Annotated in this window: 21 protein-coding genes and 4 tRNA genes; 12 read left to right on the top strand and 13 right to left on the bottom strand. The window is 61.0% G+C overall.

Annotated features, from left to right (window positions below; translation table 11 throughout):
- The gene (locus ASD58_RS04980) at positions 1 to 468 is read right to left on the bottom strand and encodes a cupin domain-containing protein (RefSeq protein WP_057260007.1); all 468 of its coding nucleotides are present in this window, start codon (positions 466 to 468) and stop codon (positions 1 to 3) included.
- 140 nt (positions 469 to 608) lie between these two features.
- Here ASD58_RS04980 and ASD58_RS04975 point away from each other — a divergent pair, with 140 nt between their 5' ends.
- Genes ASD58_RS04975 through ASD58_RS04965 form a run of 3 tightly spaced genes read left to right on the top strand, consistent with a single transcriptional unit; the run spans position 609 to position 2,793 of the window.
- Positions 609 to 977: a GntR family transcriptional regulator gene (locus tag ASD58_RS04975; RefSeq protein ID WP_057260006.1), complete on the top strand. Its 369-nt coding sequence runs from the start codon at positions 609 to 611 to the stop codon at positions 975 to 977.
- Positions 974 to 1,831, top strand: a complete 858-nt coding sequence (locus tag ASD58_RS04970; RefSeq protein ID WP_057260005.1) for an ABC transporter ATP-binding protein — start codon at positions 974 to 976, stop codon at positions 1,829 to 1,831. Before ASD58_RS04975 ends, ASD58_RS04970 begins: the two co-directional genes overlap by 4 nt.
- A complete protein-coding gene (locus ASD58_RS04965; protein ID WP_057260004.1) occupies positions 1,828 to 2,793 on the top strand; it encodes a hypothetical protein in 966 nt (321 codons plus the stop codon). The genes ASD58_RS04970 and ASD58_RS04965 overlap by 4 nt, the downstream gene beginning before the upstream one ends.
- Positions 2,794 to 2,858: 65 nt before the next feature.
- On the opposite strand, the gene groL is transcribed toward ASD58_RS04965, so the two are convergent.
- The 4 genes from groL to ASD58_RS04945 form a co-directional block, all read right to left on the bottom strand.
- Positions 2,859 to 4,469, bottom strand: a complete 1,611-nt coding sequence (gene groL, locus ASD58_RS04960) for a chaperonin GroEL (protein ID WP_057260003.1) — start codon at positions 4,467 to 4,469, stop codon at positions 2,859 to 2,861.
- Between the two features lie 28 nt (positions 4,470 to 4,497).
- Positions 4,498 to 4,812 (bottom strand): co-chaperone GroES, encoded by a 315-nt coding sequence (locus ASD58_RS04955; protein WP_057260002.1) that lies wholly within the window; start codon positions 4,810 to 4,812, stop codon positions 4,498 to 4,500.
- A gap of 145 nt (positions 4,813 to 4,957) precedes the next feature.
- A complete protein-coding gene (locus ASD58_RS04950; protein WP_057260144.1) occupies positions 4,958 to 5,584 on the bottom strand; it encodes a hypothetical protein in 627 nt (208 codons plus the stop codon).
- 23 nt (positions 5,585 to 5,607) lie between these two features.
- A complete protein-coding gene (locus ASD58_RS04945; protein WP_057260001.1) occupies positions 5,608 to 5,877 on the bottom strand; it encodes a hypothetical protein in 270 nt (89 codons plus the stop codon).
- 272 nt (positions 5,878 to 6,149) lie between these two features.
- Between ASD58_RS04945 and ASD58_RS31090 the strand changes: the two genes are divergently transcribed.
- On the top strand, positions 6,150 to 6,584 hold the full coding sequence (locus tag ASD58_RS31090) for a hypothetical protein (protein WP_156401165.1): 435 nt from the start codon (positions 6,150 to 6,152) through the stop codon (positions 6,582 to 6,584).
- Positions 6,585 to 7,474: 890 nt separating this feature from the next.
- Here ASD58_RS31090 and ASD58_RS04930 read toward each other — a convergent pair.
- The 6 genes from ASD58_RS04930 to rnr form a co-directional block, all read right to left on the bottom strand.
- Entirely contained in the window at positions 7,475 to 8,293 is an 819-nt protein-coding gene (locus ASD58_RS04930; RefSeq protein WP_057259998.1) for a hypothetical protein, read from the bottom strand.
- 11 nt (positions 8,294 to 8,304) lie between these two features.
- Entirely contained in the window at positions 8,305 to 10,191 is a 1,887-nt protein-coding gene (locus tag ASD58_RS04925; RefSeq protein WP_057259997.1) for a methyl-accepting chemotaxis protein, read from the bottom strand.
- 102 nt (positions 10,192 to 10,293) lie between these two features.
- A complete protein-coding gene (locus ASD58_RS04920; RefSeq protein WP_057259996.1) occupies positions 10,294 to 10,968 on the bottom strand; it encodes a YceH family protein in 675 nt (224 codons plus the stop codon).
- A gap of 9 nt (positions 10,969 to 10,977) precedes the next feature.
- Positions 10,978 to 11,721 (bottom strand): serine O-acetyltransferase, encoded by a 744-nt coding sequence (gene cysE / locus ASD58_RS04915; protein ID WP_057259995.1) that lies wholly within the window; start codon positions 11,719 to 11,721, stop codon positions 10,978 to 10,980.
- 135 nt (positions 11,722 to 11,856) lie between these two features.
- On the bottom strand, positions 11,857 to 12,588 hold the full coding sequence (gene rlmB, locus ASD58_RS04910) for a 23S rRNA (guanosine(2251)-2'-O)-methyltransferase RlmB (RefSeq protein WP_200951574.1): 732 nt from the start codon (positions 12,586 to 12,588) through the stop codon (positions 11,857 to 11,859).
- 61 nt (positions 12,589 to 12,649) lie between these two features.
- Positions 12,650 to 15,220, bottom strand: coding sequence for a ribonuclease R (gene rnr / locus ASD58_RS04905; protein WP_082565231.1), 2,571 nt, complete (start codon positions 15,218 to 15,220; stop codon positions 12,650 to 12,652).
- A gap of 213 nt (positions 15,221 to 15,433) precedes the next feature.
- Here rnr and ASD58_RS04900 point away from each other — a divergent pair.
- The 3 genes from ASD58_RS04900 (at position 15,434) to ASD58_RS04890 (ending at position 16,900) form a co-directional block, all read left to right on the top strand.
- Positions 15,434 to 15,518, top strand: a tRNA-Leu gene (locus ASD58_RS04900).
- 162 nt (positions 15,519 to 15,680) lie between these two features.
- Complete coding sequence (locus ASD58_RS04895; protein WP_057259993.1) at positions 15,681 to 16,751, top strand: NF038122 family metalloprotease; 1,071 nt, start codon at positions 15,681 to 15,683, stop codon at positions 16,749 to 16,751.
- A 64-nt stretch (positions 16,752 to 16,815) separates the two neighbouring features.
- Positions 16,816 to 16,900, top strand: a tRNA-Leu gene (locus ASD58_RS04890).
- Between the two features lie 65 nt (positions 16,901 to 16,965).
- Here ASD58_RS04890 and ASD58_RS04885 read toward each other — a convergent pair.
- Complete coding sequence (locus tag ASD58_RS04885) at positions 16,966 to 17,574, bottom strand: M15 family metallopeptidase (protein WP_057259992.1); 609 nt, start codon at positions 17,572 to 17,574, stop codon at positions 16,966 to 16,968.
- A gap of 297 nt (positions 17,575 to 17,871) precedes the next feature.
- Between ASD58_RS04885 and ASD58_RS04880 the strand changes: the two genes are divergently transcribed.
- Both ASD58_RS04880 and ASD58_RS04875 read left to right on the top strand, forming a co-directional pair.
- Positions 17,872 to 17,956: transfer RNA gene (locus tag ASD58_RS04880), tRNA-Leu, on the top strand.
- Positions 17,957 to 17,989: 33 nt separating this feature from the next.
- Positions 17,990 to 18,074: transfer RNA gene (locus ASD58_RS04875), tRNA-Leu, on the top strand.
- A gap of 41 nt (positions 18,075 to 18,115) precedes the next feature.
- Here the strand turns inward: ASD58_RS04875 and ASD58_RS04870 are convergent.
- The gene (locus ASD58_RS04870; protein WP_057259991.1) at positions 18,116 to 18,967 is read right to left on the bottom strand and encodes an NmrA family NAD(P)-binding protein; all 852 of its coding nucleotides are present in this window, start codon (positions 18,965 to 18,967) and stop codon (positions 18,116 to 18,118) included.
- An 82-nt stretch (positions 18,968 to 19,049) separates the two neighbouring features.
- Between ASD58_RS04870 and ASD58_RS04865 the strand changes: the two genes are divergently transcribed.
- The 3 genes from ASD58_RS04865 to ASD58_RS04855 are packed head-to-tail and all read left to right on the top strand — an operon-like array spanning position 19,050 to position 21,787.
- Complete coding sequence (locus ASD58_RS04865; RefSeq protein ID WP_057259990.1) at positions 19,050 to 19,439, top strand: helix-turn-helix domain-containing protein; 390 nt, start codon at positions 19,050 to 19,052, stop codon at positions 19,437 to 19,439.
- Positions 19,440 to 19,451: 12 nt separating this feature from the next.
- The gene (locus tag ASD58_RS04860) at positions 19,452 to 21,587 is read left to right on the top strand and encodes an ATP-binding protein (RefSeq protein ID WP_082565230.1); all 2,136 of its coding nucleotides are present in this window, start codon (positions 19,452 to 19,454) and stop codon (positions 21,585 to 21,587) included.
- Positions 21,584 to 21,787: a hypothetical protein gene (locus tag ASD58_RS04855; protein ID WP_057259989.1), complete on the top strand. Its 204-nt coding sequence runs from the start codon at positions 21,584 to 21,586 to the stop codon at positions 21,785 to 21,787. Before ASD58_RS04860 ends, ASD58_RS04855 begins: the two co-directional genes overlap by 4 nt.
- Positions 21,788 to 21,827: the final 40 nt, after the last annotated feature.

The following is a 21,827-nucleotide window of genomic DNA, read 5'->3' as shown; positions in this document are numbered from 1 at the left end:
CTATTTCTTGGCCTTCATCGGATCATCATCAGGGTTCACATACGTAATGTCGAACGGTCCCTCGCCGTGAATCTGCACGATAGTCTCGCCCTTCATGATCGCGTAATGGTTGGTCTTGGCTGGAATAGCCACAAAGTCACCCGCATGATGAGCCTTGGCCGTCTTTTCGTCCAGCTTGTCCCCCATGCCCAGCATCAGTGTGCCCTTGATCACGGTGACATTCTCCGTCATGGAATGCATATGCGGCGGCACCTTGTAGCCCGACTGGGCGTGCAGCCGGAGCACAAAAGGCCCTGGCTTGCCGGGATCGCCTTGCAGCACTGCAGCTTTGGCGCCTTTAGGCAGCGTAGGCGGGCCATCGCCCCACTTCATCTCATCGCCGAGATGCATTGCGGAAACAGGAATCAGGCACCCAAAAGCGGCTGCAGCAAAGACAGCAGCCAGGGCGCGAGGCGTAATTCTGGGCATGGCAATCTCCTCTAAAAGGGGTACTCCACGATTGATCATAGTCCGCCATTGCGAAAAAACCACTTGCAAAGAGCAGTTTCAGTGTTATAGTTCACTACAACACCAGTCCATTAAATCACCAACACTGGAGGAAACGATGTATGTGGAATGAAAACCGTCCGATCTACCTGCAGTTGAAGGAGCGGGTTGTCGGCATGATGCTGGACGGCCTGCTCAAGCCCGGCGACGCCCTGCCCTCGGTGCGCCAGGTTGCAGCCGATTACCAATTGAACCCGATTACCGTCTCCCGCGCCTATCAGGAGCTGGTCGACGAAACCTTGGTGGAAAAAAGAAGGGGATTAGGAATGTACGTTACCGAAGGCGCTGTTGATAAACTGCTGTCCACTGAACGCGAACGCTTCATCCGCGAAGAATGGCCCGCAATGGTCGAACGCATCCGACGCCTGGGCCTGGACATTGAACAACTGCTGCGCGCCACGAATGTGCCGCCACAAGGAGCCCCGGCATGACAGCGATCATCACCGCTAAACACCTGAGCAAAAGTTTCGGCACCACCAAGGCGCTGGACGATGCCAGCTTCGAAATCAACTCTGGCCGCATCGTCGGGCTGATCGGCCCAAACGGCTCCGGTAAAACCACCACCCTGAAAGCCATCCTCGGCCTGTCCCGCTTCGAAGGCGAACTGAATGTGCTGGGCCTGGACCCGCGCCAGCAGCGCGATGAACTGATGAAGGATGTCTGCTTCATCGCCGACGTCGCCATCCTTCCGCGCTGGCTGAAAGTGAAGGACGCCATCAGCTTCTGCGAAGGCATCCACCCGCGCTTCAACCGCGAACGCGCCGAGAAGTACATCGCCAGTACCAAGCTGTCGCCGGACATGAAGGTCAAGGCCATGTCCAAGGGCATGATCGTGCAACTGCACCTGGCGCTGGTGATGGCAATCGACGCCAAGCTGCTGGTACTGGACGAACCGACCCTGGGCCTGGACATCCTGTACCGCAAGCAGTTCTACCACCAGCTGCTGGAAGACTACTTCGACGAGAACAAGACCATCCTGATTACCACGCACCAGATCGAAGAAGTCGAAAACATCCTGACCGACCTGATGTTCATCCGCGACGGCAAGATCACCCTCGCCGCCTCGATGGACGAAATCGGCGACCGCTACACCGAAGTGATGGTGCAACCTGAGTACATGACCGCCGCCAGCGCCCTGCAGCCGCTGCACCAGCGCACGGTATTCGGCAAGGCAGTCATGCTGTTCGACGGCGTCTCGCGCAAGCAGCTTGAAACGTTTGGCGAAACCCGTACCCCTAGCGTGGCCGACCTGTTCGTGGCCAGCATGCAAGGAGAATATCAATGAAAACCATGAAATGGCTGATGCAGCGCGAGTACTGGGAAAACAAGGGCATGCTGTTCTGGGCCCCTGCCATTATCTCTGGCCTGATGGTGGCCTTCACCGCCGTGATGCTCATCATCGGCAACAATATGGAAATACACTTGAACGGCGACAGCCTGGAGCGCTTCCATAGCATGACAGCGGTAGAACGGCACGAACTGGCCAACGCTCTCGGCGCAGCCTTCCCGATGATGGCCACGCCACTGTACATCCTGATGGGCTTCGTGATCTTCTTCTACTGCCTGGGCGCCCTGTACGACGACCGCCGCGACCGCAGCATCCTGTTCTGGAAATCGCTGCCGGTGTCGGACACCACCACCGTGCTGTCCAAAGTGGCGGTTGCAACCGTGGCAGCGCCGCTGATCGTGGCCATCATCGGCTTCGTGGCCTCGCTTGCCATCATCCTGATGGCGTCCCTCGCCCTCAGCTTCCACGGCCTGAACGTGTTCGGCGACCTGCTCTCCTCCACCAACCTGTGGCTGTCGCCGTTCCGCATGCTGTCGATGATCCCGATCTACGTGCTGTGGGCACTGCCGACCGTGGGCTGGCTGTTGATGGTGTCGAGCTGGGCGCGCAGCAAAGTGTTCCTGTGGGCCGTCGGTGCACCGCTGATGAGCGGAGCGCTGCTGGCCTGGGCCAACTACGCCTTCAAGTTGGGCATCCACATCGAATGGTTCTTCTCGCAAGTGGTGCTGCGCCTGCTGGGCAGCGTGCTGCCAGGTGCGTGGTTCATCTTCGACGAATCGGCACGCGATGCGATGAAACATGCGCCAGGCATGCAGAATGACCCGGCGCAGCAGATCGGCCAGTTCTTCGGCCAGGCATACGGCTCGCTGGCCAGTCCGACGCTGTGGGTTGGTGTTGCGGCAGGCGTGGCCATGATTGCTGCCGCGATCTGGTTGCGCCGCTGGCGCGAAGAGAACTGACGCGAAAAAAGGGCGGCCGCCCCACAAGAGATCGGCCGCCCATAACCACGCAGCATGCATTACTGTCAGGCTGGCAGTGCGTTCTTTTCCTCAGATGCAGTATCCGTATCAGACACAGTCGCCTCAGTGGTCAGCAGCAGGCCAGCGATAGAGGCTGCGTTCTGCAACGCGGTACGAGTCACCTTGGTAGGGTCGATCACGCCGTTTTCCACCATGTCCACGTACTCGCCGGTGGCAGCGTTATAACCGAAGTTGCCCTTGCTCTCGGCGACCTTTGCCACTACAACCGAAGGCTCTTCACCGGCATTGGCTACGATCACCCGCAGCGGAGCCTCCAAAGCGCGCAGCACGATCTGCACACCTGCATGCTGGTCGGCATTGGCACCTTTCAGTTGAGCGATAGCCGCACGCGCACGCAGCAGCGCTACTCCGCCACCCGGCACAATCCCTTCTTCAACGGCAGCGCGGGTTGCGTGCAGCGCATCGTCCACGCGATCGCGCTTCTCCTTCATTTCCACTTCGGTGGCTGCTCCGACCTTGATGACGGCAACACCACCGGCCAGCTTGGCGACGCGTTCCTGCAGCTTTTCCTTGTCGTAGTCGCTGGTAGCCTGCGTAATCTGGGCCTGGATGGACGCAACGCGTGCATCGATTCGCTGCTGCTCGCCGGCGCCGTCGATGATCGTGGTGGCTTCCTTCTGCACCTCGATACGCTTGGCGCTGCCCAGGTGTTCCAGGGTGGCCTTTTCCAGCGTGAGCCCGGTTTCTTCCGAAATTACGGTGGCACCGGTCAGCACGGCGATATCCTCCAGCATCGCTTTGCGGCGGTCGCCAAAGCCAGGAGCCTTGACGGCGGCCACCTTCAGGATACCGCGCACCGAATTAACCACCAGGGTCGCCAGCGCTTCACCTTCCACGTCTTCCGCCACGATGAAGAGAGGCTTGCCAGCCTTGGCCGATTGCTCCAGGACGGGCAGTAGCTCGCGGATATTGCTGATCTTTTTGTCGTACAACAGCACCATCGGGTCTTCCAGTCGCGCGAGCTGCTTTTCCGGATCGTTGATGAAGTAAGGGCTCAGGTAACCGCGGTCGAACTGCATGCCTTCCACCACATCCAGCTCGTTTTCCAGCGATTTGCCATCCTCGACGGTGATCACGCCTTCCTTGCCCACCTTCTCCATCGCTTGCGCGATGATGTCGCCGATGGCATTGTCGGAATTGGCAGAGATGGCGCCCACCTGGGCGATTTCCTTGCTGGTAGCGATCGGGCGCGAGATGGCCTTCAGTTCCGCAATGGCAGCGGCAACAGCCTGGTCGATACCGCGCTTTAAATCCATAGGGTTCATGCCGGCGGCCACATACTTCATGCCTTCCTGGACGATGGCTTGGGCAAGCACAGTGGCGGTGGTGGTGCCGTCGCCCGCCACATCAGCGGTCTTCGACGCCACCTGCTTGACCACCTGTGCGCCCATGTTTTCCAGGCGATCCTTGAGTTCGATTTCCTTGGCGACCGACACCCCGTCCTTGGTGATGGTCGGTGCACCGAAGCTTCGATCGATCAGCACATTGCGGCCTTTCGGACCCAGCGTGACCTTCACAGCGTTGGCCAGCACATTCACGCCCTTGACGATACGGGCGCGTGCATCTTCGTTGAATTGGACGTCTTTAGCAGTCATGATCTTATCTCCCTAAAACGTTCTGGAATCAGGCGGCTTTGGCGTTGGTGGCAGCATGCTCGATCACGCCAAGAATGTCTTCCTCGCGCATGACCAGCAATTCTTCGCCGTCAAGCTTGACGGTCTGCCCGGCATACTTACCGAACAAAACCGCGTCGCCGACCTTCACCGCCAATGGACGCACGCTGCCGTCAGCGAGGGCGCGGCCATGGCCGACCGCCAGCACCTCGCCTTGCTCGGGCTTTTCAGTAGCGGAATCAGGAATCACGATGCCGGATGCTGTTTGGCGTTGTTTTTCAATTCGCTTAACAATAACCCGGTCATAGAGGGGACGAATTTTCATGTCTCAATCTCCAAATGGTGTCAGATCATTTACAAAGTGAATCGGTCCAGACGACGCTGGAGCCAGACTTCAGCGTCGTCGGAAATATGTTTTCGCTTCTGCATTTTCAAGATCTCCGCCGCAGGCGAGTTTGTAACAAAATGTTTCAAGGCAGGATAAGCCGATCATGGAGGCCCAATTGGTACACGACGCGCTTGTCATCAGTCGGCGGCACCGGCCGTACCGGGCAATCCGAAGGCCGCCCACCGTCCGGAGCCAGGCTCTCGTCCGCTGGACCAATGCCCTCCCACAGGCCACCCTTAATCGGTTGGAAAAGCCATTGCTGGTAGCCCTTGCGTGCCGCAAGGTCCATCTGCTCCAGGCGCGCATCAAGGTCTCCCAACACCGGCTCATCCGGGTAGCCTGCAACGTTGTCTCCAAAAGCCTGGCGGCAAGCGTAGGCCTCGCTGGCGGGAGCTCCAGCCGTGTTGCAGGCCCGCTGCTGCAAGCGCTCCAATTGCCAGGCTCCCAGTCGCCAGGCCACGTCCAACAAGGCTTCCTCTGCTGCCACGCTGCTGGCCCAGGGGCCATCGAACTGCAGGGCGGAACTCGGTACAGCGCGGGCTGGCAAGTCCACTCCCTCCAGATGCAAAGGCGTAGCCCGCCGGAAGCCGTGCCAGTGGAGAAATAACAGCAAGGGCGTATCAGGCCAGTTGGCGCGCGTGGCGCTGACCGCAAACAGCGGCAAACCCATCGCGGAGATTTGCTCAGACACAGCATCGAAAATATGCATGGCAAAGTCCTCCCGGCGGCGTGTCAATGGGCGTAAGAACGTCCGGTTGCCACCTCAGGGGCCATCCCCATCGCGGGCCTGCCCTGCATCAGCTCCAGGCAACGATCGAGATGCCGTTGCGCCTGCGCCAGCGCCTGGGCGTAACTTCGCAACTGGCTCGGCGACGGCAGGTTGCCTGAGCCCTTTAGCGCACGCGCTCCGGTGGCGGCAATTTCCGCCATTGCCCGGCTGGCCTTGTCATGCGCGGTCCGCAGCTCCGCCAGGCTGTCTAACAAAGCCTCTTTATGTTCCATATTCCCTCCTTTAGAACACATAACAAGGCAGACTATTTCGGGTTTGCGGCCAAAATTTTCAAGACCGCGAGGCTCCATTTCTGTGCTGCTTCAGGGCTGGATTGGTCTAAGGCTGCGACAATTAAAAAGGCCACGACACGGCGCCAGTTTGGCTTCGCCGTGTAGAAACGTGCGCTCGATGCACAGAAGCGTTGAGCTTCATAAGCTTGCTGCAGAGCTTGAGGGATACGCCACGCATCATGCTAATATTTCAACATACAACCAGGCAACCGATGAAACGCCTCACCAAACTCCTAGAAATTGCGCTTTTGGGTGCAATAGTTATGTTCGGCCTTTTGGCTGCCGTAATGGTGATTCGCCTTACCCCGCTGTGGTCCTCTGAGGCGTCCGGCTGGGCGCAGGCCATAGGCGCCGTCCAAGACGGTAGGCGACTTGATGAACTTACCCGTCGCGCAAATCAAAACCAAATGGTTGAGGCAGTTGTTGCGATCATCGATGTGGGCAACAGAAGGCTCTATCACCTCATCAAACGTTTTGAATGGAATCGCGCAACATTCTCTGACCTGGCGGAGCATCGTTGGAAGTACGACATTCATGGCATTTCCGAGGTCAGGGCCGAATATTCGACTATTCCTATTCACGAAAATTGGCAATGCGCACGTGATTGGGGATGTAATCCGCCTCAGGTCGATTGTTCGCCAGGTTGACGAAAACATCGAGCGCACCATTGAAAACCATCGGAAAATGGATGCTCGCGTTTTCCAGAATTTTTTCCAGATGCTCGATAACGCTCATTGCCGACTTGCAATTGCGCAGATTTCGATAGAAGCTGAACTCGAACGTCTCATGCGCGCTGGAAACATGAGCGAATAGCTCCCAGTCAATTCCGAGATTTCCACCACATTGACTTCGCAGTTCCACCGTCACCGGGACTAAACTCTTGACTCGAAACAGTCGCGGTTCTTTGAGGCACGCGTTCGCGCGTCGGGTTGTGTCCGTAGCAAAGTTGCCCTTGCCGCAGTGTCATTGATTGCGGAAGCCCAACGTTTATTTCCAGCGCTGCGATGTCGCGTCGAACAGGTTGCGCAGCTTATCCAGGTCGCCTGCTTGCGCTCTAAGGCCGTCACCTGAACTTCAGTAAGCACCTCACCGGTCTTGGCTACGTGGCGCTCAAGGGCTAGCAACCGCTTCTTGAATGACGCCAAATCGTGGCGCATCCGGATCGAACGCACGCCGGACGGCGAGATGAACACTCTGCGCGCACGCAGGTGGCCTCGTCCACCGGTTCTTAATGTTGGGCTTTCTACGATCGGCATGAATCAGGGCATCCACTCCGCCCGAATCGACGGCCGACTGATAGCGGTAAAGCGTATCGCGGGAAAATCACAGCACCTTAGAGGCACGGGACACGTTGCCAAATTCAGTCGCCAATTTGGCAGGCCGACCTTGTATTTAATGACGTTCTGAGGAAAGCTACGCATGGGGTTACTCCTTGCGTTTTCACGCTAGTTTAATAAAAGATTCGCACCTCTATCAAACCGGGTAACCCCAACCTTGGCAAGGCCTTACTGTACGATCAGATCTGGACTACTACAGTTTAGAAGTGGTATTCAGCGCGGACCATAGGGGTCTGGGCCAAGCTACCCGGTACATTGGATGGGTTGCCGAACTTGTTGCGCCAGTACTGATACTCAAAGCCGGCCTTCAGCTTGCCCGGTTTCAGCCCCGCCGCGGCGCTGAAGTCATACATCACCTGCATGTCGATGTTGGTCTCCGGCGCGGTTGGCCCACCGAACTCATTGCGGCCCTTTTCGCCGATGTAGTTCATATACCCTTCGAAAGACCAGCCGCTGCCCAGCGGGATGCCCCAGGCTGCGTTCAGCATGGCATGCGTGTCGTAGTGATAGCGCTTGGAGACGCCGATCGGCTCATTGCTTTCCCATAGCGCCAGCAGGCTGATATTCAGGAAGCCCGGCACGTCGACCATCAGCGTCGGCCCCATCACCAGCATTTGCTTGCGCGAGGCGTAGCCTTTGTCGTTCTTGTGGTTCCAGTCGAAACCCGCGGTGAAGCCCAGGCCGCGCATGCCGGCGCCTTTGAATTCCTTGCCGGACAGCTTGCCGATATCGAGCGTGTGGCGGTACAGCAGATAGGTTTCGGTCGCGCTATCGTCCTTGCTGTCGGACTTCAGGATGTCCAGGTTCATGTAATTGCTGCCGTATTGGTAGCCGCTGGCGTGGGTCAGGTTGATCACGCTCTTGCGGATGTCCTGGTCGTTGTACGGCTCGGCGAACTTGGTGCCGAAGCGGTAGCCGATCGAGTTGTCCATCCAGTCCAGCGCGAGTGCCGGCTGGGCGGCGCCTAGCGCGAGGGAGACAACGGCGGCGGTGCGCACCAGCGGTATGAATCGGGTCATGCGTCCTCCTGTTAGCGTAATTTCGGGGTGGCGTCGAGCTTGAACAACCCTACCACTTCTTCCAATCGAGCAGCCTGTTCGCTGAGCGATTGTGCGGCGGCGGCGGCTTCCTCCACCAGCGCGGCGTTCTGCTGCGTGGTGTTGTCCATCTGTGTGACAGCCTGGTTGACCTGGTCGATGCCCAGGCTTTGCTCCTGGCTCGCGCTGGCGATTTCCTGCATCAGGCTCGCCACGTTCTGCACCGACTTGACGATGTCATGCATTGCGGCCCCGGCGGAATCGGCCAGTTTGCCGCCATCGGCCACCTGCTGCACGGATTCGGTGATCAGCTCCTTGATCTCCTTGGCCGCTGCGGCGCTGCGCTGGGCCAGGTTGCGCACTTCGCTGGCGACGACGGCGAAGCCGCGGCCCTGCTCGCCGGCGCGCGCTGCTTCAACGGCCGCATTCAGCGCCAGGATATTGGTTTGGAACGCAATGCCGTCGATCACGCCGATGATGTCGGAAATCTTGTTCGAACTGGCGGTGATCGATGCCATCTTCTGGACCACCTGCCCCACCACGTCGCCGCCGCGTTTGGCCGATTCGGCGGTACCCGCCACCAGCTTGTTGGCCTGCTCCGCGTTGGCGGTGTTGTTATGAACGGTGGACGTCAGTTCTTCCATCGCCGCTGCGGTTTCTTCCAGGTTCGAGGCTTGCGCTTCGGTGCGGGCCGACAAATCCATATTGCCGCTGGCGATATCGCCCGTTGCGGCACCGATGGCGCGGCTGCTGTCTCGCACGCTCAGGATGGTGCCGTTAAGCGACTCCACAAACTTGTTGAAGGCCGCTGCCAATGCACCCAGTTCGTCCTTCGACTGTACCGGCATGCGGCGCGTCAGGTCGCCGCCGCCGCTGGCGATGTCTTCCAGCAGTTCGGCTGCCTGCGCTACCGGTGACGCGATTGCACGCGCAATGACGAAGATCGCCAGTAAGCCGATGCCGCCGCCGATGATGGCTGCGATCAGCGAGGTCATTGCGGCGCCGCGTGCGATGCCGACCAGCACTTCGGCTTCCGGCACTTGCGCAATCAGGTAGGCGTTCAATTCGGGGATGAAGGACGATGCCACCAGCGTTTCGCCTTCGGCGCCTTTGAAGCTGTCGGCCACGAACGCTTCGCCACCCAACAGGCGCTTGGCCAGGGCGGGAGTCATGCCGTTCATTTCCGCCAACTGGTGCTTGCCATCGACCGTTTTCGGATCGCGGTGAATCAGCACCGTGCCGTTGGCGCGCACCAGGAAGACGTAGCCGGACTGGCCAAGCTTGTAGTTGCGCACCGCTTCCGCCAGCGCATTGACGGAAAGGCCAAGGCCAGCCACGGCCTGCTTGCCGCCAGCGGTCTGCACGCGGGTATTGATGAACAACATATAAGTGTCGGCGCTGACGTCCTTGTCGATGTCGAGCTGATAGGCCGAACTGCCGGACAGGAACCCGTAGAACCACTGGTCGCTGGCGGCCTTTTCGTTCAGCGTGCGGTCATAGCCCTTGTCGGTAAAGTACTTGCCGGTTGCACGCGATACCCAGAACACAGTGGCAGCATTGTTCTTGGCTTTGAGGTTTTTCGCCTCGGCCGTCCAGGCGGCCACGCCTTCCTCCGGCACGCCAGCTTCTTCCCAGGCGTGCAGGAAGGTGTTGTTGGCCAGGGTTTGCGATACCGCCAGCGGCGTGGCGATCTGGCGCAGCACGTCATTGCGGATGGCTGCTACCTGGGCCGGAAGTTCCTGCCGCAGCACACGCTCGCGCGCCGCCTGGCTGGTCTTCATGATACTGAGGGTGGAGGAAATGATGATGAACAGCAGAAGGGTCAAGCCCATGCTGAGAAGAAGCTTGTGCCGGATGGACAAGCGGTGCAGCAATTCCATTCGATCTCCCGGGTGTTGATTTTTATACGTCCAGCATATCAACGCCCGGGGGCCGCCACAATCAATCCAAACGAATATGGCGGATTCTCACAACAGCTACTACTACTCGATTACAGCCCGCAATTCGGCGACTTGTGCTGCCAGGGCCGCGACTTCTTCGCGCAGGGCAACGACTTCCTGCTCCAGTTGGGTTACGCGGTCGGCGCGGCTTGCACCGCCCTCGCCTGCTGCGCTTGCGCTGCCGCCGTAGGCGACGGCTGTAGCTTCGCGGGCCAGCGACTCTTCGCCGCCAAGCAGCTGGCCGTAGCGCGGTTCCCGCGAACCTGGCGCCAGCGGCAGTTTGGAAACCAGCGGCGGATACTTATCGATCAGGAATTGCAGGCCTGTTTCAACGTCGCCGACCGACTTGAATTCGTGCATGCGGCCAGTGCGGGTGCGGATCTCGCCGGCTGTTTGCGGGCCGCGCAGCATCAGGATGGTCAGGATTGCCAGCTTGTCCTGCTCCAGCGTCCATTTCATGCGCATGCGGTGTTCGTACTTCACCACGCGCGCGCCGGACTGGCTGACGGTGCCCACCAGCTTGCGCTCGGCGAGGCGAGCCAGCACGTCGGCCACGGTTTCTTCGCTCAACTGCATCACCGGCTCGCGGCTGGAGAGCTGGTTGCAGCCGTTGGTCAGCGCGTTCAGCGACAGCGGGTAGTTATCCGGCGTCAGGCCTTCTTTTTCGGCCAGTACCGCGAGTACGCGGATTTCAAACGGGTCCAGAATGTCGTCCATGGTTTTTCCTTATTCGACCAGTTTGTTGAGTTCTGCGGAATCGAGTTTGTCGCAAGGCTTGAGGTCCGGACAATCCAGGCCTGCCGCCTTCATCGCAGCCGACAGGCGCTCGATCTGCTGTTCCTGCGCCACTGCGTGGGTGATCAGGCTATGCAAGGCCTTCGACAGCGGATCGTCGCCGTTGGCGGTGACGCCGTATGCGGAGAAGAAGCGCGAGGATGGCGTTGGGGCTGCGTGTTCTTTCTGTACCAGGTGGGCCGGGTTGCCGACGGCGGTGCCGCCGGCGGGTACTGGCTTCAGTACTACGGCGTTGGAGCCGACCTTGGCGTATTCGCCGACAGTGAAGCCGCCCAGGATCTTGGCGCCGGCGCCGATAATCACGCCGCGCTCCAGCGTGGGGTGGCGCTTGGCGCCTGCGTGAAGCGAGGTGCCGCCCAGCGTGACGCCCTGGTAGATGGTGCAGTCGTCGCCGACTTCCGCGGTTTCGCCGATCACGACGCCGAAGCCGTGGTCGATGAAGACGCGGCGGCCGATCGTGGCGCCGGGGTGGATCTCGATGCCGGTGATGATGCGGGCCAGGTAGGAGATGAAGCGGCCCAGCCATTTCAGGCCGTGGGTCCAGCACCAATGTGCCCAGCGGTGCATGACGATCGCTTGCAGGCCTGGGTAACAGGTCAGCACCTCCCAGCCGTTGCGAGCTGCGGGGTCGCGCTCGATGATGCTGCGGATGTCGTCACGGAGGTGGTCAAACATGGTGGTGCTTTGGTGGGGTGTTGTTCAGGCAAATATCATAGCGCATATGACTTTTGCTTGCTGGCGGTCAAACCGGTAACCCAGCCGGATGGCCGAGGTGTCTGACCCTGCGGGTCAGACACCGGTTTGCCGGTTTTAAGCTTCGCGTGCGATACGCTGGCGGCGGGCTTCGTACAGGCAGACGCCGGATGCAACCGAAACATTCAACGACTCAACCGAACCAAACATCGGAATCGACACCAGCACATCGCAGGTCTCGCGGGTCAGGCGGCGCATGCCCTCGCCTTCCGAGCCCATCACGATCGCAGTCGGGCCGCTGTAATCGCCTTCGTACAGGGTCTTGTCGCCGTCGTCGGAGGTGCCGATCAGCCAGATATCGCGCTCTTTCAGCTCGCGCAGGGTGCGCGCCAGGTTGGTCACGGTAATGAACGGCACTGATTCCGCGGCGCCGGAAGCCACCTTGGCAGCAGTGGCGTTCAGGCCAACGGAACGATCCTTCGGTGCGATCACGGCATGCGCGCCGGCGCCGTCGGCCACACGCAGGCAGGCGCCCAGGTTGTGCGGGTCGGTAATGCCATCCAACACCAGCAGCAGCGGCGGGCCTTCCACCATATCCAGCAGTTCATCCAGGTTACGCGCCAGCGACAGCTGGGAGGCAAACGCGATCACGCCCTGGTGGCGGCGGGTGCCGACAATCTTGTCGAGGCGTTCGGACTCCACCGGCATCACGCGCACACCAGCCGCTTTCGCGTGGGCGATCAGGTCTTTCATGCGGCGGTCGTCACGGGCCTGGTCGAAGAAGATCTCTTCAACGCTGGAAGCTTCGTGGCGCAGACGCGAGGTAACGGCGTGGAAGCCGAAAATCATTTTGTTCTTGGACATCGTAGTTCTCAAAATAAGTCCGGCGCCGAAGCGCCGGACGGGGTGCTTATCGTTTTTTCTTAGGCTTTGCAGCCTTGGTCACGCGCGTGGCGGTGGGCGCCGTCGGCCTGGTCTTGGACTTTGGCTTGGCGGCCTTGCGGGCTGACGGAGCCGCTGGCGCGAAGGCCGGCGCAGGTTTGCCGCCGCGCTTGGCCGTTGGCTTGCCTGGTGCGCGGGTCGGCGCTTCTTCACGTGCCGAGATGGACGGTGCGGCTGCGTTGCGTGCCGCCTTGCGCTTGCGCGCTACCGCTGGACTCTCGTTTTCATCGAAACTGTCGAAATCGCCGAGCGAGCCAACCAGGCCGCCGCCCTTGCGGGAGCCCTTTTTGCCCTGCGGGGGCAGGGTCGAGATTTCGCTGTCGGCCAGGCGCAGGTCGATCTTGCGCGACTCCAGGTCGACGCGAACCACTTGCACGTTCACGCGGCCGGTCAGCTGGTAGCGCTTGCCGGTGCGGCCGCCGCGCAGTTCGTGGCGCGCATCGTCGTACTCGAAGAAGTCGGCGCCCAGGTCGGTGATGTGCACCAGGCCTTCCACGAACAGCTGGTCCAGCTGCACGAAGATGCCGAAGTTGGTCACGCCGGTGATGATGCCGCTGAACTCTTCACCCAGCTTGTCCTGCATGAAGTAGCACTTCAGCCAGGCTTCCACATCACGCGAGGCTTCGTCGGCGCGGCGCTCGTTGGCCGAGCAGTGCACGCCCAGTGCGTCCCAGATGCTATGGTCGCCCTTGGCTTTCTTCTCCTTGCCTTCCTGCTTGTCTTTCAGGGCCTGGCGGCGCTGCGCGTTCGAGATCGTGGTGTTCAGCACCGACTGGTCGCTGATCTTCGGCTCGTACTTCTTGCCCGCCAAAATCGCCTTGATGGCGCGATGGGTCAGCAAGTCCGGATAGCGGCGGATCGGGCTGGTGAAGTGGGCATAGGCCTCATACGCCAGGCCGAAGTGGCCGATGTTGTCAGGGCTGTATACCGCCTGCTGCATGGAGCGCAGCAGCATGGTTTGCAGCAGCTGTGCGTCCGGACGTTCCTTGATCTTCTTCATCAAGTCCGCGTAGTCGCGGGCAACCGGCGTGTCGCCGCCGCCCAGCGACAGGCCAAGCTGCTTCAGGAAATCGCGGACTTGCGTCAGCTTTTCCTTGGTCGGGCCGGCGTGGATGCGGTAAGTGCCTGGGTGCTTGTGGCGCAACAGCAGGTCTGCTGCGCACACGTTTGCCGCCAGCATGCACTCTTCGATCAGCTTGTGCGCATCGTTGCGGGTGCGCGGAATGATCTTTTCGATCTTGCCGGCCGGGTTGCAGACGATGTAGGTTTCGGTGGTCTCGAAATCGATCGCACCGCGTTCCTGCCGCGACTTCTGCAGCGCGTGGTACACGTCATACAGGTTCTGCAGGTGCGGCACGATTTCCGCGCGGCGCGCTGCTTCCGGGCCTTTGGTGTTGCCAAGGATGGACGCCACTTCGGTATAGGTCAGGCGCGCAGCCGAGTGGATCACGGCTGGATAGAACTGGTAAGCCTTCAATTCACCTTGCGCGGTGATCACGGCATCGCACACCAGCGTCAGGCGGTCGACACGCGGGTTCAGCGAGCACAGGCCGTTAGACAACTTCTCCGGCAGCATCGGGATCACGCGGCGCGGGAAGTAGACCGAGGTGCTGCGCTCAATCGCGTCACCATCCAGGCCGTCGTTCGGCTTCACATAGTGCGATACGTCGGCAATCGCCACGATCAGGCGGAAGGCCTTGCTGCGGCCGATCTTCACCGGTTCGCAATATACGGCATCGTCGAAGTCGCGTGCATCTTCGCCGTCGATGGTCACCAGTGGCACGTCGCGCAGGTCCACACGCTCGCCCCAATCGGCTTCATGCACCACGTCCGGCAGCCTGGAAGCCTGCTTCAGCGCGGCGTCCGAGAAAATATGCGGCACGCCGAACTTGCGCACGGCGATTTCGATTTCCATGCCCGGGTCGTCCATGTCGCCCAGGACTTCAACAATCTTGCCCGACGGCTGCTTGAAGCGGCCAGGCTGCTCGGTCAGCTCCACGCTGACGATCTGGCCCGACTTTGCCTTGCCGACGGCGCCCTGCACCAGGATGTCCTGGCTGATGCGCTTGTCTTCCGGCGCCACGACCCACACGCCGTTTTCCTTCAGCAGGCGGCCGATGATGTGGGTGGTGCCGCGCTGGACCACTTCGACAATGGTGCCTTCCGGGCGGCCACGGCGGTCGTAGCCGGTGACACGGCCCAGCACCTTATCGCCGTGCAGCACCTTCTGCATCTCGCGCTCGGCCAGGAACAGGTCTTCGCCCGGTTCGTCAGGAATCAGGAAGCCGTAGCCGTCGCGGTGGCTGGACACGCGACCGGCAATGAATTCGGAATGGTCCGCCAGCACGTAGAAGCCACTGGTATCGGAACGGATCTGGCCGTCGCGCTCCATCGCATTCAAGCGGCGCGTCAGGACGGCATGGGATTCGGCTTTGACTTTGAGCGACAGCGCCAGCGTGCGCAGGTCGAGCGGCGCCTTGGCGCTGCGGAAGATGCCGAGAATCTCTTCGCGGCTAGGAATGGTATGAGTGGAGTTCAAAAGTTCTTCAGTAATCTTATTATTGGTTGTTAGTGTAACAGGAAGGGCCGCGCGCAAAAATCTTTCGCAGACCCTTTGACATCGGCAGAGATTCCTCTATAATTCTGGCTCTCGCAGCGATGCGGGAATGGCGAGTCGATGTGCAGCGTGGAATGAAAGTTCATCTGGCGCAAAACTCACCAAAGCAGTATGATAGCAGATGTTGTTGCTAATGCCCACGTGGCGGAATTGGTAGACGCGCATGGTTCAGGTCCATGTGCCGCGAGGTGTGGGGGTTCGAGTCCCTCCGTGGGCACCAAAAATTCCGCGAAGAAGCCGCTGATTTTCAGCGGCTTCTTTGTTTTCCGGCGTCGCTTTCCTTGACACCTGGCTGTCCCCTGCTGTTGCGCGCCACGCCGTAGCGGCAGCGCGCATACTTCTTGCGGCATCCTCCCTACCCATCAATCTGTAGGAGACCGCCATGAAAACATTGCTCGCCGGCCTTTTGCTGGCTGCCACTACCGCCTCTGCAGCGCCGGTTTTCAACTTCAACTACGTCGCCGGCACCTCCCTCCAGGCGCAGCAAGGCTTCCAGGCCGCAGCCGCGCGCTGGTCAAGTTTGCTGACGGATAATGTGACGGTAAATTTGACGGTCGGCTTCAATTCCCTTGGCGGCGGCATTCTCGGTCAGGCAGCCTCTGCAGAAGACTTCCACACCTATTCCTCAGTTCGCAACGCCCTGGCAGCGGACGCCACCTCGGCTGCCGATGCCACCGCAGTCGCCCACCTGCCCGGCGGCTCGACATTCGGCATGCTGATCAACCGCACTGCCAACAACCCGAACGGCTCCGGCAGTGCGCTGCCCTATGTCGACAATGACGGCGATGCCAACAACCAGATCCTGTCCATCACCAACGCCGAAGCCAAAGCCATCGGCCTGGCCGTAACGCCGCAAACCCTGTCCGGCTGCATCGGCAATTGCGACGGCTTCATCCAGTTCAACAGCGATTTCCATTTCGACTTCAACCCGAACAACGGCACCGATGCCAACGCCTTCGATTTCGTCGGCGTGGCAGCGCACGAGATTGGCCACGTGCTGGGCTTCATCAGCGGCGTCGACATCCTGGATGGCAATTCGCCGCCCTACAACGGACCGTTTAACGACAACCTGTTCACCTATGTCTCCGCGCTCGACCTGTTTCGTTACTCCACCATGAGCGCAGCGCATGGCGTGATCGATTGGACCGCCGACAGCCGCAGCAAATATTTCTCGCTCGACGGTACGACCGTGGGTCCGGAATTCTCCACCGGCGAAAACTTTGGCGATGGCCGCCAGGCCAGCCACTGGAAGGACAACCTGTTCATCGGCTTGATGGATCCGACCGCAGGCATGGGCGAAACCCTGCAGATTACCGGCAACGACGTACTGGCAATGGATGCCATCGGCTGGAACGTGGCTGCGATTCCGGAGCCCTCCGGCTGGGCCATGCTGGCAGCAGGCTTATTGCTGATCACGATGCGCCAGCGTGGCCGTTCCAACAAGCTTTCATAAATGGCTTGACGCTTGGGCATTCGGCCATTACTATGCGTGCCTCGTTGCAGAACAACGCAACAATGCCCACGTGGCGGAATTGGTAGACGCGCATGGTTCAGGTCCATGTGCCGCGAGGTGTGGGGGTTCGAGTCCCTCCGTGGGCACCAGGAATTCCGCAGAAAAGCCGCTGAAAAGCGGCTTTTTTGTTTTCCGGCCGCGCTGCGCTGCGTCGCTAGGCATAGATTGCCTGCCCCTCGTCGATGCGCGACCGCATTGCAGCCAGCATTTGATCTTCAGAGAGATTCACGGCCCAGGATGGCCGTAGCTGGAAGTGCGGCTCGTCATGAAAAGTCGTCCAGTTCCCGCCCCAATCAAGGCCCAGGTCTACCCCCAGGGCCCCAACAGCCTTGTACTTCGGCGAATCCTGCAAGTATTCGCCCTCTTCGAACACGCCAACATCGAACGCAATGCCAAAGTTGTGATTGGAATGTCCACCGCGCGCGTTGGTGACAATTTTCCCCGGGGCGGTCCGCCCCTGCGCATACAGGGCATCTTGTTCCGCATAAGTCCTCAGGCCACTGATGATCTTGATCGTGATCCCAATCGAGGAAGCTTTCTGCACCAGCGCACGCGCGAACGGCTGCGCCTCCGCCTGCAGCGTCGCGATCACCTTTTCGCTGCGGTTATCTGCTGGCGCGATAGTCCCGGACGCCGGCTGGCCATTGCCTGGCTTTACCACCAGGCGCTGATAGATCGCGCCCCAGGTCTGCGGGCCAGCCTTGCCGTCGACGCCGATTCCAAGTTCGCGCTGGACGGCAGCAATCATTTCTTCGATACGCATGGCGTTCTCCCAAGTCGATCTGCGTGACGTCTTGAGTTTGCGCAAGGAATACGCAATTGAGGCCAAAATCCTGCAAAAAGATAATTCTTGAGTTTTTTGACATGCTGTTCCGCGTGGCGTGCACTTGCCACCAACTATGAGCGGCTAAGCCACTTGTGTTGTTGCGTGAATACGCTTGGGGCCGTCCGACAAGATTGCATATAAAAATCAATTTCCGCTTGACCAAACCGGCGTCGGCCATTAATATGCGTGCCTCTGTTGCACACAACACCGCAACAGAGAGTCGAAGAAGTTAGCGCCCACGTGGCGGAATTGGTAGACGCGCATGGTTCAGGTCCATGTGCCGCAAGGTGTGGGGGTTCGAGTCCCTCCGTGGGCACCAAACGCTACCTTCTGAGACAAATGCAGTACCAGTGCCCACGTGGCGGAATTGGTAGACGCGCATGGTTCAGGTCCATGTGCCGCAAGGTGTGGGGGTTCGAGTCCCTCCGTGGGCACCAAGAATTCCGCAGAAAAGCTCCCTTCGGGGAGCTTTTTTCATTTACGCGCTCAGCGCCGCTTCAACCGCCTGCGACACGCTGCGGGTTGGACGGCCGATCAGCTTCTCCAGCGCCTTCCCGTCATCGAACAAACCGCCGCGTGCCGAACCGGCATCCGAATCGGCCAGCAGTTCCGGCCACGGCGCCGGCACGCCCGCGCCAGCCAGCACGCCGGCGAAGTCCGCCTGAGGCAGGTCGCGATACACGGCAGGCTTGCCCGCCTGGCGCGCCGCTTCAGCGGTCAATTCCGCCAGGCTGAACGAAGTGCTGCCTGCCAGCTCATAGACCTGCTGCGGCGCTTCCGCAGTCAGTACGGCCACGGCGGCGGCGGCGTAATCTGCGCGGGCGGCGGCGGAAATACGGCCCTCGCCGGCGCTGCCGACCATTTCACCGCGCTGCGCGGCGCCTGCGATGCGGCTGTTGAAGTTCTCGAAATACCAGCCGTTGCGCAGCAATGAATAAGCCAGGCCGCTGTCGCGGATGGCCGCCTCGGTGGTGACGTGCTCTTCGGCCAGGCGCAGCGGCGAGCTGTCGGCGCGCAGGATGCTGGTGTAGGCCAGTAGCTTCACACCGGCGCGCTTTGCGGCATCGACCACGGCGCGATGTTGCGCCACGCGTTTGCCCACTTCATTGGCCGAGACCAGCAGCACGCGGTCGGCGCCGGCGAATGCGGAATCCAGGCTGGCCGGATCGGTGTAGTCCGCGCGACGCACCTGTACGCCACGCGCCGCCAGGTGCGCCGCCTTGGCCGGGTCACGCACTGCCGCCACGATTTGCGCCGCCGGCACTTTCTCCAGCAAACCTTCCACCACCAGTTGACCCAATGCGCCCGAGGCGCCAGTTACCACGATCATGTTTTTCTCCTTGGTTGAAAACGATGTAGGGCTATAATAGGACCAACACTAACTTTTCGTAAGTACGTACTTTTTGGTAAGTATGGAAAAATCTTCAAAGTCCTTGCGGGCCTCCCTGTCCCGCCGCTCGGCAAGGCCGGGCAATGTGCTGGCTCCCGAATGTCCATCGCGGGCCGTATTGAGCCACGTAACCAGCCGCTGGGGCGTCCTGGTGCTGGTGGTGCTCCTGGGCGGCATGCACCGGTTCAGCCAGTTGCGCAAGGAAGTGGGAGGCGTCAGCGAGAAAATGCTGGCGCAGACACTGGTCGCGCTCGAAGGGGACGGTTTCGTATTGCGCACCGCCCTGCCCGTGATCCCGCCCCATGTCGAATACAGCCTGACGCCACTGGGCCGCGAGGTCGCCGAGCGCCTGGAAGTGCTGGTCGACTGGATCGAGGACAACCTGCAACGCATTGTCGTGCCGCAGGTGTAATACACTGGCGGTGTGGAACCGAACAACACCATCCTCGTGGCAACCGGCGCCAGTCTCGATGTGGCGGCGCTGGAGCTGGCGCTCGCCCGGCACCAGTACCGCGTCGAATCTGTCACCAGCGGCGAACATGCGCTGCAGGTGGCGTCGGCCGGCGGTGTCGTGCTGGTGCTGCTGGATACCGCCCTGGCCGGTGGCGCAGCGCTGGAACTGACCGGCCAGTTGACCCAAGCCGATTCCGACCGCCGCATCCCGGTGCTGCTCATGTCGCACCGCCCTACCAACGACGAAAAGGAACGCGCCGCCCGCGCCGGCGCCGATGGTTACTTCACCCTGCCCCTGGCCACCACCAGTGTCGTCGACCATGTGCTGTTTGCGCTGCAAGGCCAGCGCATCGGTGGCTTCGACCTCGAAGTGAACTACCACATGATGGCGGCGGCCTCGCCGGATGCGGTGGTGCTGATCGACATGGACAGCGGCCGCCCGGTCGACTTGAACCACCGCGCCGAACAACTGCTCGGGCGCAGCGCCCTGGAGCTGCTGACCGCCCCCTTCTCCGCCTTTTGCGACCCGCTGGAAATGAACGCCATGATGCAAAGCGTGCTGGCCGGCGAGCTGCGCGTGCATCGCATCACCCTGCGCCACAGCAGCGGACGCATGGTCGAATGCAATGCCCGCGGCGTGCGGATCGCCAAGCCGGGCCGGCGCTTGTTCCATATCCGCCTGGTGGACGTCACCGGCACCCAGCGCGCGGACGATTTGCGCGTCGGCCAGGAGCGCCTGCTGGAAATGATGGCGCGCGGCGTGCCGCTGGAAGATACGCTGCACAAGCTGGTGCAGTTGGTCGAATCGCAATCGCCGGGCGTCCTGTGCTCCGTCATGCTGCTTGATGAAGACGGCGTTCATATGCACTGCGCCTGCTGCCCCAGCCTGCCCGCCACTTACGCCGCCCTGCTCGAAGGGATGGCGATCGGCCCCGGCGTCGGCTCATGCGGCACCGCCATGCATCGCCGCGAGGCCGTGGTGGTGTCGGACATCGAACACGACCCGCTGTGGGCGCCCTACCTGGATTTGATCCGCGACTACGGCCTGCGCGCCTGCTGGTCGATGCCCATCATGCAGGACGAAAACACCGTGCTGGGCTCCTTCGCCATGTACTACCGCACCGTGCGCCATCCGGATACGGAAGAACAGCGCCTGATCGGGGTTGCCAGCCACCTGGCCAGCATCGCCATCGAGCGCGCCCGCCGCGAAGCCGAACTGGCGCGCCACCGCAGCCACCTGGAAGAACTGGTTGCGGCCCGCACCGCCGAACTGACGCGCGCCAAGCAGCATGCGGAGCTGACCAGCGAAGAACTGCAATCGGCGCTGGAAAACCTCAGCATGACGCAGGATGCACTGGTGCGGCGCGATAAGCTGGCCGCGCTAGGCTCATTGGTGGCCGGCGTCGCGCATGAACTGAATACCCCGATCGGCAATAGCCTGATCACCGCCTCCACCCTGGCCGACCATACCGCAGCCTTGAGCAGCCAGGTCGATGCCGGCATCCGCCGCTCGGAACTTGACGCTTACCTTGAACGCGCACGTGAAGCGGGCGACATCATCCAGCGCAACCTGCAGCGCGCTGCCAATTTGGTGGGCAGCTTCAAGCAGATCGCCGTTGAAACCACCGACACCCAGCGCCGCCACTTCTTCCTCGACCAGCTGCTGCAGGAAATGCTGGCGCCCCTGTGGGCCACCTTGCCGCAGCCGCGCCCTGAGCTGGTGCTGGACGTGGTGCCCGGCCTGCAGTTGGACAGCTACCCGGTCCCGCTCAGCCAGGCCATCGGGCACCTGATCGACAATTGCATCACCCATGCTTTTGCCGCGCCGGGGGACGGCAAGCCTACGGTCACCGTCACCGCCAGCGCCGAAGGCTGCGACGTTCTGCTGTCGGTAGCCGACAACGGCGCCGGCATTCCGCCGGAGCACTTGCACCGCGTCTTCGATCCGTTTTACACCACACGGCTCGGCGCCGGCCAGTCGGGCCTTGGCCTGTACATCACCCACAATATCGTGACCGGCGTGCTGGCTGGCCATATCGACGTGGCCAGCACGCCCGGCCACGGCAGCACTTTCACCATGCGCCTGCCGGCCACCGCACCGCTATGAAACGCATCCTGATCCCGATCCTGCTGCTGGCCGCCACGGCCAGCGGAGTCGCCAGCGCCCGTCCCGCCTGGTGGTACCTGTACCAAAGCCGTATCGACGGCCAGCGCGCCTGCTCGCAAACCCCGCTGGGCGAAGGATGGGTACAAATGGCAGGCCCGTTTAAAGATGCCCATTGCGAAAACTTGGTGCGTAATAAATAATGAAGTCAAAGCAAGAAGCAACGCCATCCCACCCCGACAA

It is taken from the genome of Duganella sp. Root1480D1 (assembly GCF_001427305.1).
GTDB lineage: Bacteria > Pseudomonadota > Gammaproteobacteria > Burkholderiales > Burkholderiaceae_D > Rugamonas.
The sequence above is the reverse complement of the archived record's forward strand: the minus strand, read 5'-3'. Positions and strand labels throughout refer to the sequence as shown.